Raw genomic sequence first — 13,479 nt, 5'->3', positions numbered from 1 at the left:
GAGTCGGCTTTTTTTGCCTGATTACAGGTGGTAACCATGTCTGTTCTTTCGAAACAATCCGTGGCCGCGGCGGCCTCGACGAGCCTGTTTGTCCTGCTGTGGAGCAGCGGGGCGATCTTCTCCAAGCTGGGCCTGGCCCATGCGTCGCCCTTCGCCTTCTTATTGATCCGTTTTGCCATCGCCCTGCTCGGTCTGGTGATCCTCGTACCGATGCTCAAGCTGCAACTGCCGCGCCCCGGCAAACCGCTGTGGTATGCAGCGGCGACCGGCCTGGTGTTGTTGGGGGCCTACCAGATTTTCTATCTGCTGGCCCTGGACCTCAACGTCACCCCCGGCGTGATGGCGACCCTCATGGGCGTGCAGCCGATCCTGACCGTGGCGCTGACGGAGCGCCAGCGTTCCGGGCGCCGCCTGTTCGGCCTTGGCCTCGGGTTGGCGGGGTTGATCATGGTGGTGTACCAGGGTATCGGGCTGGCGGGGATGTCCCTGGCCGGGATGCTCTTCGGCCTGCTGGCCCTGGCGAGCATGACCTTCGGCTCAATCATGCAAAAACGCATTACCGACAACCCTTTGGGCACGCTGCCGCTGCAGTACCTGGCCGGGCTGCTGTTGTGCGCGGTATTCGTGCCGTTCCAGCCGTTCCACTTCGAACAGAATGCCGGCTTTTACCTGCCGGTATTGTGGATGGGGCTGGTGGTGTCGGTGCTGGCGACGTTGCTGCTGTACCGCCTGATCGCGCGGGGCAACCTGGTCAACGTCACCAGCCTGTTCTACCTGGTGCCGGCGGTGACGGCGGTGATGGATTACCTGATCTTCGGTAATCGGCTGGCGTTGTTGAGCCTGCTGGGGATGGGGTTGATCATCGTTGGGTTGGTGTTTGTGTTCCGTAAAGGCTGATGTCTACCCCGTAGGTGCCGGTTCGCCGGCGCCTACGACCTGCGTGGCCGCAACACCAACCACAACGCCCCCGCAATCAACACCCCGCCATACAGATGCGCCATTGATAACGGCTCGTCGAGCAGCAACGCGCCCCACAGCACGCCGAACGGCGGGATCAGGAAAGTGGTAGTCATCGATCTCACGGGGCCAATCGCAGTGAGCAAGCGGAAGTACAACACATAGGCAAATGCCGTACACACCAGCCCCAGGCCCAGCAGCGACAACCACACCTGCCACCCACCCCAACTCGCGGGCGGATGGCTGATGGCGCTGTAGATAAACAACGGCAGCAGGAACAACGTGGCGCCGAGCATGCTGCCCAGGGCTGAAAGACGACTGTCCAATCCTCCCCGCTGGTCCAGCCAGCGGCGCGCCAGGAACCCGGCAAAGCCATAACACGTAGTCGCCAGCAAACAGGCCAGCGCGCCCATCAATAATTCCAGGTCAAACGCCACCGGGCCCGCGCGGGTCAGCACGCCTACACCGAAAAGCCCCAGGCACACCCCGGCGATTTTCGACGGGGTCAGCCGCTCGCTGAAGAACAGCCCGCCGATCAACACCCCCATCAACGGCGTGGTGGCATTGAAGATCGCCGAGTAACCCGCTGGCAGCACCTGGGCGGCCACCGAATACATCGTCGCGGGAATCCCGGAGTTGATCACCCCCAGCAGCAGGACGGTCTTGAACTTGCCCTGGAAGTCCCAGCGCACGCGCATCATCGCCAGGATCACCAACAACCCTGCGGCGGCAATCGACACGCGGAAAAACGCGGTCGGCACCGTGCCAATCTCTGGCGCGATGATGCGCATGAACAGGAAACTCGCGCCCCAGATGGCGGCGAGCCCCAGCAGGTACAAGGTGTCGACAGGTCTCACGTAACGCTCCTACCTCAATAAGCCGGCGAGTGTTACATGACCTTTCTATTGATTACAGAACAAACCGCGTCACCAGCCCATTCAGGTCCACCGCCAGGCGCGACAGTTCCTGGCTGGCGGCCGAGGTCTGGGTGGCGCCAGCGGCGGTCTGGGTCGACAGGTCCCGGATATTCACCAGGCTGCGGTCCACTTCGCGGGCCACCAACGCTTGTTGCTCGGCGGCGCTGGCGATCACCAGGTTGCGCTGGCTGATCTGCGAGATGGCGGCGGTGATTTTTTCCAGGGCGTTGCCGGCGTTGTTGGCCCGTTGCAAGGTTTGGCCGGCGTGCTCGGCGCTGCTGTTCAAGGCACTGACGGTGTCCTGGGTGCCTTGCTGAATGCCGGCGATCATCTGCTCGATTTCTTCGGTGGAATCCTGGGTACGCTGGGCCAGTGAGCGCACTTCATCGGCGACCACCGCAAAGCCACGCCCGGCCTCACCCGCGCGGGCGGCTTCAATGGCGGCGTTGAGCGCCAGCAGGTTGGTTTGCCCGGCAATGCCGCGGATCACTTCCAGCACCTTGCTGATGTCCTGGGCCTGCATCGCCAGGCCCTCGGCTTTGTTCGAAGCGCCGAGCACTTCGTCCACCAGGTTCTGGATCGAGCTGATGGTTTCGCTGATCTGGTAGTGGCCGTGCTTGCTGTCTTCGTCGGACGCCTGGGACGCTTCGGCGCTGGATACCGCATTGCCCGCCACTTCATCCACCGCCGCGCTCATCTCGGTCACGGCGGTCGCGGCCTGTTCGATCTCGTCGTTCTGCGCTTGCAGGCCACGTGTGCTCTGTTCCATCACCGAACTCATTTCTTCAGCCGCCGATGCCAGTTGCTGCGCCGATTCGCTGATGCCACGGATGGTGGTTTGCAGTTGCGCCTGCATGGTTGCCAGTGCTGTCAGCAGTTGTGCCGGTTCGTCATGGCCCTGCACCACGACGGGCTGGCTCAAGTCTCCGGCGGCAATCGTGCGCGCAACGCTCAGGGCCTGGCCCAGTGGCGCGGTGATGCTGCGGGTCAACAGCCAGGCCAGCAGCAAGGTGGCGACCAGCGCAACGCTGATGATCAGGCCGACAATCCACTGCGCGCGCGTATACACCTGTGCCGCTGCATCGGTTGCGGCTTCCACGCCGTTCTGGTTGAAGGTGATCATGTCCTCCAGGCTCTTGGTGAGGATTCCACCCTGTGGCGCCAGGCGGTTGTTGAGCAGGTCGATAGCGTCCTGCTGCTGGTCCTTATCCACCAGGGCGATCATCTGCCCGACGATGGTGAGGTAAGTGTTTACGTTGGCTTTGACCTGCTTGAGCAGTTCGCGCTCCTGGTCGCTGCTGAGCAGGGTTTCGTGATGGTCCAGCAGGGTTTGCAATTCCGTACGCTGGCGGCTGATCAGGCCTTTGCTGTTGTCACGCACGCGCGACTCGTCGGTGGTTACCAGGCGCAACGCTTCCAGACGGATGCTGGCCACGTAGGCCGCGCTGTCATGGATATTCTCGATGCTCGGCATCCACGACCCCTCGATCACCAGGGCGCTTTCACGCAGCTTGGCCATCTGACCCAGGCCAAACAGGCCGACAATCACCAGCAGGCTGGCCAACACCCCAAAACTCAGACTGGCGCGCAGCCCGATCCTCATGTTCCTCAATGACATCTCAGTGCTCCTCGGGCGATTAAAACCAGTTCCCGGATCGGTCTTCTGACCTTGTTAGGGTGGGAGAGGGCGCGGTATATATCAAAGTGCCATCACTGCGGTAATCAGGGTTTCCCTTAGGCTGTATCGAAATGCTTACACATGCTGAAAACCAGTCGCCGTGCGGGTTTGCCTGGGCTGCGGCGGCCAGGCCACGTGGTTACAGGCTTTCAGATGAAACGTTTAACGTGCGAAACGCGACTTTAGGGGGTGTTTATTGACCGTATGGTCGAATTAAAAAAACTGAAAATAAATGTACGATCTTCGCGAAGTTGTACAACCCGTCGGAAAAAATCATCCTTCTCCTGTCACTCTTCACTGGCTAAGCTCAGGGCTTCCAGATGCCCGTTCGAGGTTTCCCGCATGTCGCAATCCACGCCCGCCCTCGCTATTGCGCGGATGATCCTTGAAGGCTTCGACGATTACCGCGAGCACTTTCGCCAGATCACCGACGGCGCCCGCGAACGTTTCGAAAAAGCCCAGTGGCAACTGGGGCAGGCAGCCTCGGCGGCGCGTATCAACCTGTATGAAGAGAAGGTCAGTGAAGTGACCGAGCGCCTGCAGGCTGCCTTCGACGAGGCCACGCTGCTGGATATCGACGTTTGGCCGCTGGTGAAAAGCGCCTATATAGGCCTGATTGACCTGCGCTTTGACGATGAGCTGTCCGAGACTTGGTACAACTCGATTTTCTGCGGCCTGTTCAGCCATGACCTGATCAGCGACGGCTGCATGTTCATCCACACGACCCGGCCGAGCCTGCGTCGGGCGCGAGCGGCGCAGACCCGCATCTACACGCCGGCCGGCAAAATCACCGATATGCTCGCGCAGATCTTCGCCGACTACCGCTTCAGCGAACCCTATGCCGATTTGCCGGCCGACCTGCGTCGCCTCGAAGCACAACTGCGCGAGAACCTGCCGGATTGGGTCTGCAAGGACCCGGAGCTCAAGGTCGAGCTGTTTTCCTCGGTGCTCTACCGCAACAAGGGCGCCTACCTCGTAGGACGCATCTACACCCATGAAGAACAGTGGCCCCTGGTCATCCCGCTGCTGCACCGCGAAGGGCGCGGCATCCAGATCGACGCGCTGATCACCGATGAAGCCGATGTGTCGATCATCTTCTCGTTCACCCGTTCTTACTTCATGGTCGACGTGCCGGTACCGGCGGAATTCATCGGCTTTCTCAAGCGCATCCTGCCGGGCAAGCACATCGCCGAGCTGTACACCTCCATCGGGTTCTACAAGCACGGCAAGTCGGAGTTCTACCGCGCGCTGATCAACCACCTGGCGACCACCGATGACCAGTTCATCATGGCCCCCGGCGTGCGCGGCATGGTCATGAGCGTGTTCACGCTGCCGGGCTTCAACACCGTGTTCAAGATCATCAAGGACCGCTTCTCGCCGTCGAAAAACGTCAACCGCGCCACGGTGATCGAGAAATACCGCCTGGTCAAAAGCGTCGACCGCGTCGGGCGCATGGCCGATACCCAGGAGTTCGCCGACTTTCGCTTCCCCTTGAGCAAGTTCGAGCCCGAGTGCCTGGCCGAATTGCTCGATGTGGCCGCCGGCACCGTCGAAGTGGAGGGCGACACCGTGCTGATCCGCCACTGCTGGACCGAACGGCGCATGACCCCCCTCAACCTCTACCTCGACAACGCCAACGACGCTCAAGTGCGCGAAGCCCTGGAAGACTACGGCCTGGCCATCAAGCAATTGGCGGCGGCGAATATCTTTCCCGGTGACATGTTGCTGAAGAACTTCGGCGTCACCCGCCACGGCCGTGTGGTGTTCTACGACTATGACGAAATCTGCTTCCTGACCGAGGCCAATTTCCGCCACATCCCCGCACCCCGCACCCCCGAGGATGAAATGGCCTCCGAGCCCTGGTACTCCATCGGCCCGCTGGATGTGTTCCCCGAAGAATTCCCGCCGTTCCTGTTTGCCGACGCTGGCCAGCGCAAGCTGTTCAATGAACTGCACGGCGAGCTGTATAACGCCGACTACTGGAAAAGCTTGCAAGACGCGATTCGGGCCGGCAAGGTCATCGATGTGTTCCCTTACCGGCGCAAGGACCGCGATAACGAATGAGGGGCGCGCGCGGCGGCGGTTTTCTGCGACAATCCGCCCCCTGCATAAATAGACGACCCAAACGCACCTGATGACTGACCAAGCGCCTGCTATCGACCAACTGCTGAAAAACCTCGACCACGCCATGCTCGCCGACCGCCACCGCTTGCGGCGGCAGTTGCTCGAGCTGCGCAAGAAGCCCGATGAGGAGAAGCTGGCGCAGTGGGTCACGCGCATGCAGGCGTCCTGTGCCCAGGTCACGGCGCGGCGTGCCAGCCTGCCGGTGATTCGCTACGACGACAGCCTGCCGATTGCCGCCAAGCGCGATGAGATCAAGGAAGCATTGCTCAAGCATCAGGTGCTGATCATTGCGGGCGAAACTGGCTCGGGTAAAACCACCCAACTGCCGAAAATCTGCCTGGAAATCGGCCGCGGCCAACACGGCCTGATCGGTCATACCCAGCCGCGCCGGATTGCCGCGCGCAGCGTCGCCAGTCGCGTCGCCGACGAGTTGGCCACGCCGCTGGGCGCGCTGGTCGGCTATCAGGTGCGCTTTGAAGACCAAAGCGACTCCAACACCCTGATCAAGCTGATGACCGATGGCATCCTGCTGGCCGAAACCCAGAACGATCGCTACCTCGAACGCTACGACACGATCATCGTCGACGAAGCCCACGAACGCAGCCTGAACATCGACTTCCTGCTCGGCTACCTGAAGACCCTGCTGCCGCGTCGTCCGGACCTGAAGGTGATCATCACCTCGGCAACCATCGACCTGGAGCGTTTCTCCAAGCACTTCGACGATGCGCCGATTGTCGAGGTTTCGGGCCGCACCTTTCCGGTGGACACCTGGTACCGTCCACTGACCCTGGAACAGGACGAAGAGGGCAATCGTGTCGAAGATGACTTGACCGTCGACCAGGCCATCCTCGCCACCCTCGATGAAATCGCCGCCTATGAGCGCAGCGAGCGGCGCAGCCCCGGCGATGTGCTGGTGTTTTTGCCCGGCGAGCGCGAGATTCGTGACGCCGCCGACATGCTGCGCAAGGCGCAGCTCAAGCACACTGAAATTCTGCCGCTGTACGCGCGCCTGTCGCCGGCCGAACAGCAGCGTATCTTCCAGTCCCATCCCGGACGACGTGTGGTGCTGGCGACCAACGTCGCCGAAACCTCGCTGACCGTGCCGGGCATCCGCTATGTGATCGACAGCGGCACCGCACGCATCAGCCGCTACAGCTATCGCGCCAAGGTGCAGCGCCTGCCGATCGAGGCGATTTCCCAAGCCAGCGCCAACCAGCGTAAAGGCCGTTGCGGGCGGGTTGAACCGGGGATCTGCATTCGCTTGTACAGCGAAGAAGACTTTATCGGGCGCCCGGAATTTACCGACCCGGAAATCCTGCGCACCAACCTGGCTGCCGTGATCCTGCAGATGCTGCACCTGCGCCTGGGTGAAATCACCGACTTCCCGTTTATCGAGCCGCCGGATGGCAAGGCGATCAGCGACGGTTTCAACCTGTTGCAGGAGCTCTCGGCCGTCGACCGCAACAGTCAGCTGACGCCGCTGGGGCGCCAATTGGCGCGCCTGCCGGTGGACCCGCGCATGGGCCGCATGCTGCTGGAAGCCGCCAAGCTCGGCAGCTTGCAGGAAGTACTCATCGTGGCCAGCGCCATGTCGATCCAGGACCCACGCGAGCGCCCACCGGAGCGCCAGCAGGCCGCCGACCAGGCCCACGCACAATGGAAGGACCCGGATTCGGACTTCGCCGGGTTGGTCAACCTCTGGCGCGGCTTTGAAGAACAACGCCAGGAACTGACCGCCAGCCCGCTGCGCAACTGGTGCCGCAAGAACTTCCTCAACTATTTGCGCCTGCGCGAGTGGCGAGACTCCCATCGTCAGTTGAGCTTGATCTGTCGCGACATGCAGTTGACGGTCAATAAGGAACCGGCGGACTTCCCGAAACTGCACAAGGCGGTGCTGTCTGGCCTGCTCAGCCAGATCGGCCAGAAGACCGAAGACGGCGATTACCTCGGCGCGCGTCAGCGGCGCTTCTGGATTCATCCGTCGTCGGGCATCGGCAAGAAGCGCCCGCAATGGTTGATGACCGCCGAACTGGTGGAAACCACCAAGTTGTATGCGCGCATGGTGGCCAAGATCGATGCCGACTGGATCGAGCCATTGGCCGGGCACCTGATCAAGAAAAACCACTTCGAGCCCCATTGGGAGAAGAAGCGCGGCCAAGTCGTGGCGTTCGAGCAGATCACCTTGTTCGGGCTGATTGTGGTCGGTCGGCGGCCGGTGCATTACGGGCCCATCGACCCGGTGGTGTCTCGCGAGCTGTTTATCCGCGAGGGCCTGGTGCGCGGCGAGATTCAGTCCCGCGCCAAGTGCCTGGCGGCCAACCAGCAACTGCTGGAGCAGCTCGATGAACTGGAAGCCAAGGCGCGCCGTCGCGACATCCTGGCGGACGAAGAAACCCTCTACGCCTTCTACGATGCGCGCTTGCCGGCGGAGATCCACCAGACCGCCACCTTCGACAGCTGGTACAAGGTCAACAGCCAGAAAGACCCGCAATTGCTGATCATGCGCGAAGAAGACGTGCTGGCCCGCGAAGCCAGCGAAGTCACTGCCGCACATTACCCCGACACCCTGCACCTGGGCGACCTGGAACTGGCCCTGAGTTACCACTTCGAGCCCAACCATCCGCGCGACGGCGTGACCCTGCGGGTACCGGCGCCGCTGCTGCCGGCCTTGCCGCTGGAGCGCCTCGAATGGCTGGTGCCGGGGGTGATCGAAGCCAAGTGCATCGCGCTGGTGCGTAACCTGCCCAAGGCACTGCGCAAGAACTTCGTGCCGGTGCCGGATTTCGTCAAGGCCGCGCTGCAACGCATCGAATTTGGCCAGGGCTCGCTGCCCCAGGCATTGGGCCGCGAACTGCTGCGCATGACCGGCGCGCGGGTCAGTGATGAAGCCTGGGCCGAGGCCGCGCAGCAAGTCGACAGCCACTTGAGGATGAACCTGGAAGTGGTCGACGGCCAGGGCAAGTTCCTCGGCGAAGGCCGCGACCTGGCCGAGCTGACCGCGCGCTTTGCCGAAGCCAGCCAGGCCGCATTGGCCGTGCCGCAGACCGCGAAAAGCCAGCAACCGGTGCAAGCCAAGGCGTTCGCGGCGGTGGCCGAGAAGACCCAGCAGAAGATCGCCGGGCTGTCGATGACGGTGTACCCGGCGCTGGTGGAGGAGGGCGGCACGGTCAAGGAGGGGCGTTTCTCAACGGCCGCGGAGGCTGAATTCCAGCACCGCCGCGCGTTGCAACGCTTGCTGATGCAGCAACTGGCTGAACCGGCGAAATTCCTGCGCGGCAAGTTGCCCGGCCTGACCGAATTGGGCCTGATGTACCGCGAACTGGGGCGTATCGATGCCTTGGTGGAAGACATCCTGCTGGCCAGCCTCGACAGTTGCGTGCTGGACGGCGAAGCCAGCCTGCCGCGCGACGGTGCCGGCCTGGCGGCCTTGGCCGAACGTAAGCGTGGCAGTTGGACCGAGCACGCCGAACGCCTGGCGCGCTTGACCCTGGAGGTGCTGAAGCTCTGGCACGGCCTGCAAAAGCGCTTCAAAGGCAAGATCGACCTGGCCCAGGCGGTGGCCTTGAACGATATCAAGCAACAGTTGAGCAACCTGGTCTATCCCGGTTTTGTGCGGGAAACCCCGGCGCAATGGTTCAAGGAGCTGCCGCGTTTCCTCAAGGCCATCGAGCTGCGCCTGGAGAAGCTGCCGAGCCAGGTGCAAAAGGACCGGGTGTGGAGCACCGAGCTGGGCGGCCTTTGGGCGCAGTACCAGAACCGCCTGAACAAACATGCCCAGGAAGGCAAGCGCGACCCTCAGTTGGAACTCTATCGCTGGTGGTTGGAGGAGTATCGCGTGTCGTTGTTTGCCCAGCAGTTGGGCACCAAGGTACCGATTTCCGACAAGCGCCTGAGCAAGCAGTGGAGCCAGGTAGAACCCTGAAGCCTCTCCCTGCCTCCAGGACTGGGCAGGTCCAAATGTGGGAGGGGGCTTGCCCCCGATAGCGGTGTGTCAGGCAAAGATTCTGTGACTGATACACCGCTATCGGGGGCAAGCCCCCTCCCACATTAGAAATCGGTGCGCTTTGAACAGTGGCATATGGCGCCAAATCCCTGGGTTTGTGGCAAACTTCGCGGTTATAAATGCCGGGATCGTCGTGATGGGCTGGTGCGCAGCCGCGGCGCGATGGAATAAAGCGTTGCCAGTTTGGTGCCCGCGGTGGGGAATCGGACTACTTACAGTTTGGTACGACGGTACCAATATCTTCTGCCTGACAGATTTAGAGGAACGACCGTGCATAACGTCGTCATCAGCGGCACTGGCTTGTACACCCCGGCCAACAGCATCTCCAACGAAGAGCTGGTGCAGTCTTTCAATACCTACGTGCAGCAGTTCAACAGCGACAACGCCGCTGCCATCGAGCGCGGCGAGGTGCAGGCGCTGACCGAGTCCAGCGCAGCCTTTATCGAGAAGGCCTCCGGTATCAAAAGCCGCTTTGTCATGGACAAGGACGGCATTCTCGACCCGCAACGCATGGCCCCGCGCCTGCCCGAGCGCAGCAACGATGAATGGTCGGTACTGTGCCAGATGGCTATTGGTGCCGCCGAGCAAGCCCTGCAGCGCGCCGGCAAGACCGCCGCCGATATCGACGGCGTGATCGTTGCCTGTTCCAACCTGCAGCGTGCGTACCCCGCCATCGCCATTGAAGTCCAGGAAGCCCTGGGCATCGAGGGGTTTGGTTTCGATATGAACGTGGCGTGTTCCTCGGCCACCTTCGGCATCCAGAATGCCGCCAACAGCATCCAGCTGGGCCAGGCCCGGGCGATCCTGATGGTCAACCCCGAAGTTTGCACCGGCCACTTGAACTTCCGTGACCGCGACAGCCATTTCATCTTCGGTGACGCCGCCACGGCCGTGATCCTGGAGCGCGCCGACCTGGCAACTTCCGAGCACCAGTTCGACGTGGTGAGCACCAAGCTGTTGACCAAGTTCTCCAATAACATCCGCAACAACTTCGGCTTCCTCAACCGTGCGGCGGAAGAGGGCATCGGGGCCCCCGACAAGCTGTTCGTGCAGGAAGGCCGCAAAGTCTTCCGCGATGTCTGCCCGATGGTCGCCGAGCTGATCGGTGTGCACCTGGAAGAGAACCAGCTGAATGTGGCCGATGTGAAGCGCTTCTGGCTGCACCAGGCCAACCTGAGCATGAACCACCTGATCGTGAAGAAACTGCTGGGCCGCGAAGCCACGGTGGAAGAAGCACCGGTGATCCTCGACACTTACGCCAATACCAGTTCGGCAGGTTCGGTGATTGCGTTCCACACCTACCAGGACGACTTGCCCAAGGGCGCCGTGGCGGTGCTCAGCTCGTTCGGCGCCGGGTACTCCATTGGTAGCGTGATCCTGCGCAAACGCTGATCTACCGGTCGGTCACGATCCAATGTGGGAGCTGGCTTGCCTGCGATTGCATCACTGCGGTGCCAGCATCGCAGGCAAGCCAGCTCACACAGGAATCGGGTTTTCCACGGTGGAATCGAGGTAGACGATGGCGGCAGCGGACGATGCGCACCTGCTTGAACGCTTGCTCAAGGGCGAGCAGCGGGCCTACAAGGAATTGGTCACCCAATACCAGAGCGCCATGCGCGCGGTGGCCTATGCCATCGTCGGTCAGCGCCATGCCGATGAAATCGTGCAGGACGCCTGGCTGGCGGTCGTGCGCAACCTGCCCAAGTTCGAAGGACGCTCCAGTCTCAAGACCTGGCTGCTGACCATCACTGCCAACGCCGCCAAGAGCCGTTACAAACAGAATCGCCGGGAAGTATTGCTCGACGATTTGCCCTCGCCCCATGGGACGATCGGTGATGAGCGTTTCTCGCCCGACGATGGCCACTGGGCCGTCGCCCCCTATGCCTGGCACCAGGACACGCCGGAAGCCCTGCTGACCGAGGAAGAGCTGCGCAAGTGCCTGGAGCATACGTTGCTGAGTTTGTCTGAGTTGCAAGGCAGCGTGTTGGTGTTGCGCGAACGCCAGGGCCTGGAACTGGAAGAGATCTGTAATCTTCTGACGCTGTCGCTCTCCAACGTTCGTGTGCTGCTGCATCGAGCGCGGCTTAAAGTCTTCGCCACGGTGGAGCATTTTGAGGAAACGGGCGAATGTTGACCTGTAAAGAGCAAGTGGCACGTTCCAGTGACTATCTCGATGGGCAATTGACCTTTCGCGAGCGCCTGTTGGTGCGTCATCACTTGATGTTTTGCCCGAACTGTCGGCGGTTTATCCGCCAGATGCGCCTGATGCAGGCGACGTTGCGGATCTTGCCGCAGCCGCCGGTCGAGGATGCGGATGCCTTGGCACAGCGGCTGGCTGCCGAGCGGCTCAAGGATCAGGAGTAGCGGGGAAGCAAAAGCAGGCTCGCGTGGGTGAGTCGAACGGATGATGGGGACCGATTCACCCACGCAAGGCTGTTACAGCCACCTCGGGCCGTCCTGGCCCAAGGCTTGTCACACGGGTATTCAGAACTTGGCTTCAGCATCCAACTGCAGGGTGTTGGTGTTGGCGTCGCGCTGAGTGCGGCTGGCGTAGTCAGCCTTGGTCAGGAAGTACGTGGCGCCGACGGCGAAGTTTTTGTCGATGTCGTAGCTGACCTTCATCTTGTGGCCGCGCGAACCGGTGGTGCCGTTGCCGAAGTCCGAATCGGTGAAGGCGCCTACAACAGCGTTACGTTGCGTATCGCGGTAGTTGTAGTCCACGAACACCTTGGACTTGGCACCCAGCAACCAGGCAGTGTCCTGGTCGTTGGAGGCGTCGTTGTTCTTCACGTACTGGCCGTAGAACGCCAGTGGCACGGCCAGGCCGCCGATGTCTGCCTGGGCAAACCCTTCGTACAGGCGGAATTGTTCGTTTGGCGAGTTGCCGTTGACCGCCAGTGCGCAAGGTGTGCTGGTGGTGGTACAGGCACTGTTTTCGTCGTTCTGGTAGGCGTAGATGCTGCCGCCCAGGGTCATTTTCAGGTTGTCGGTCACCGAGAAGCGTGTGCCCAACTGGCCGGAAGTCAGGCGCAGGTCGTGGCGAAATTGCACGCCGTCGCCGTCGACGTTGTCCTTGAGGTTGTAGTTACCGATGCTGCCGAACAGCTCGGCGCTGCTACCCAGTGGGTATTTGTAGGTCAATGCCAGGCCTTCCGGGTTGATATCGCTATCCCAGATCACGTCGCCCATGTTCACCCAAGGCTGGAGCATTTTGCCGCCGATCACGTGCAGGTTCTTGATCTGCTCGGGGTGGTAGTCGATGTAGCCAAGGTCCAGCCAGATCGACTTCTTGTCGAAGTAGTTATCCTGGTCCTGGTTGGTGGACCGCGCGTCGTCGCTGCTGCCCGTGGCGATACGGATGCCGGTGTCGACCTGGGAGTTGATCTCGGTGTAGGCGCCCAAGCGGGCACGAATGCGCTGACGGTCCTTGTCACGGCCACCGTTGTTGGATTCGCCCTGGATCTTCACGGTCTCCTGGCGGAAACGTACGTCACCCTTGAACTGCGTCTTCGCGGCCCATGCCAGCTTCTGATCGAAGACGCTGAGGTCGTTGGTTTTTTTCGCGGTGGCCGCGATCTGTTCGTTGGTCTCTTGTTGAGCTTGCTGAGCGATCTGCTTTTCTTTCTGATCCTTGGCCAGTTCAGCTTGCAGTTCGGTGTACTGCGCTGCGGTGATCTGGCCGTTGGCCTTGAGCATGTCGAGCAATTTAGCGTCGACTGCGGCGCTGGCAGGAACGCTCAGGGCCAGTAACAGGCCACCGCACAGGACCGCCGCAGTTTTAGTGGAAGCAAGACGCATAT

At 61.6% G+C, this 13,479-nt stretch carries 9 protein-coding genes; 6 read left to right on the top strand and 3 right to left on the bottom strand.

The annotated features are described in order from the left end of the window. The first annotated feature begins 36 nt into the window (after positions 1–36). Positions 37–897 carry a DMT family transporter gene (locus ACODSV_RS06160; protein WP_024076820.1) on the top strand — a complete coding sequence of 287 codons (861 nt, stop codon included), beginning with the start codon at positions 37–39 and terminating at the stop codon, positions 895–897. A gap of 32 nt (positions 898–929) precedes the next feature. Here the strand turns inward: ACODSV_RS06160 and ACODSV_RS06155 are convergent, their stop codons facing one another. Continuing rightward, complete coding sequence (locus ACODSV_RS06155; RefSeq protein WP_024076819.1) at positions 930–1,814, bottom strand: DMT family transporter; 885 nt, start codon at positions 1,812–1,814, stop codon at positions 930–932. 52 nt (positions 1,815–1,866) lie between these two features. Further along, the gene (locus ACODSV_RS06150) at positions 1,867–3,477 is read right to left on the bottom strand and encodes a methyl-accepting chemotaxis protein (protein ID WP_489078226.1); all 1,611 of its coding nucleotides are present in this window, start codon (positions 3,475–3,477) and stop codon (positions 1,867–1,869) included. 417 nt (positions 3,478–3,894) lie between these two features. Here ACODSV_RS06150 and aceK point away from each other — a divergent pair, with 417 nt between their 5' ends. The 5 genes from aceK (at position 3,895) to ACODSV_RS06125 (ending at position 12,043) form a co-directional block, all read left to right on the top strand. After that, on the top strand, positions 3,895–5,616 hold the full coding sequence (gene aceK, locus ACODSV_RS06145) for a bifunctional isocitrate dehydrogenase kinase/phosphatase (RefSeq protein WP_150056363.1): 1,722 nt from the start codon (positions 3,895–3,897) through the stop codon (positions 5,614–5,616). 70 nt (positions 5,617–5,686) lie between these two features. Further along, on the top strand, positions 5,687–9,598 hold the full coding sequence (hrpA, locus tag ACODSV_RS06140) for an ATP-dependent RNA helicase HrpA (protein WP_150056364.1): 3,912 nt from the start codon (positions 5,687–5,689) through the stop codon (positions 9,596–9,598). Positions 9,599–9,949: 351 nt separating this feature from the next. Then, a complete protein-coding gene (locus ACODSV_RS06135) occupies positions 9,950–11,071 on the top strand; it encodes a beta-ketoacyl-ACP synthase III (RefSeq protein WP_150054406.1) in 1,122 nt (373 codons plus the stop codon). A gap of 127 nt (positions 11,072–11,198) precedes the next feature. Beyond that, complete coding sequence (locus ACODSV_RS06130) at positions 11,199–11,813, top strand: RNA polymerase sigma factor (protein WP_024076814.1); 615 nt, start codon at positions 11,199–11,201, stop codon at positions 11,811–11,813. Next, positions 11,807–12,043: an anti-sigma factor family protein gene (locus tag ACODSV_RS06125; RefSeq protein WP_150054405.1), complete on the top strand. Its 237-nt coding sequence runs from the start codon at positions 11,807–11,809 to the stop codon at positions 12,041–12,043. Before ACODSV_RS06130 ends, ACODSV_RS06125 begins: the two co-directional genes overlap by 7 nt. 120 nt (positions 12,044–12,163) lie before the next feature. Here the strand turns inward: ACODSV_RS06125 and ACODSV_RS06120 are convergent, their stop codons facing one another. Beyond that, entirely contained in the window at positions 12,164–13,477 is a 1,314-nt protein-coding gene (locus ACODSV_RS06120; protein ID WP_489045090.1) for a putative porin, read from the bottom strand. Between the last annotated feature and the right edge of the window lie 2 nt (positions 13,478–13,479).

Source organism: Pseudomonas sp. FG86 (assembly GCF_057808775.1).
The sequence above is the reverse complement of the archived record's forward strand: the minus strand, read 5'-3'. Positions and strand labels throughout refer to the sequence as shown.

What these genes read in the sequence shown, in the direction of transcription:
- ACODSV_RS06160 (WP_024076820.1), top strand. Translation starts at nt 37, where the DNA reads ATGTCTGTTCTTTCGAAACAATCCGTGGCCGCGGCGGCCTCGACGAGC.
- ACODSV_RS06150 (WP_489078226.1), bottom strand. Translation starts at nt 3,477, where the DNA reads ATGAGGATCGGGCTGCGCGCCAGTCTGAGTTTTGGGGTGTTGGCCAGC.
- aceK (WP_150056363.1), top strand. Translation starts at nt 3,895, where the DNA reads ATGTCGCAATCCACGCCCGCCCTCGCTATTGCGCGGATGATCCTTGAA.
- hrpA (WP_150056364.1), top strand. Translation starts at nt 5,687, where the DNA reads ATGACTGACCAAGCGCCTGCTATCGACCAACTGCTGAAAAACCTCGAC.
- ACODSV_RS06130 (WP_024076814.1), top strand. Translation starts at nt 11,199, where the DNA reads ATGGCGGCAGCGGACGATGCGCACCTGCTTGAACGCTTGCTCAAGGGC.
- ACODSV_RS06125 (WP_150054405.1), top strand. Translation starts at nt 11,807, where the DNA reads ATGTTGACCTGTAAAGAGCAAGTGGCACGTTCCAGTGACTATCTCGAT.
- ACODSV_RS06120 (WP_489045090.1), bottom strand. Translation starts at nt 13,477, where the DNA reads ATGCGTCTTGCTTCCACTAAAACTGCGGCGGTCCTGTGCGGTGGCCTG.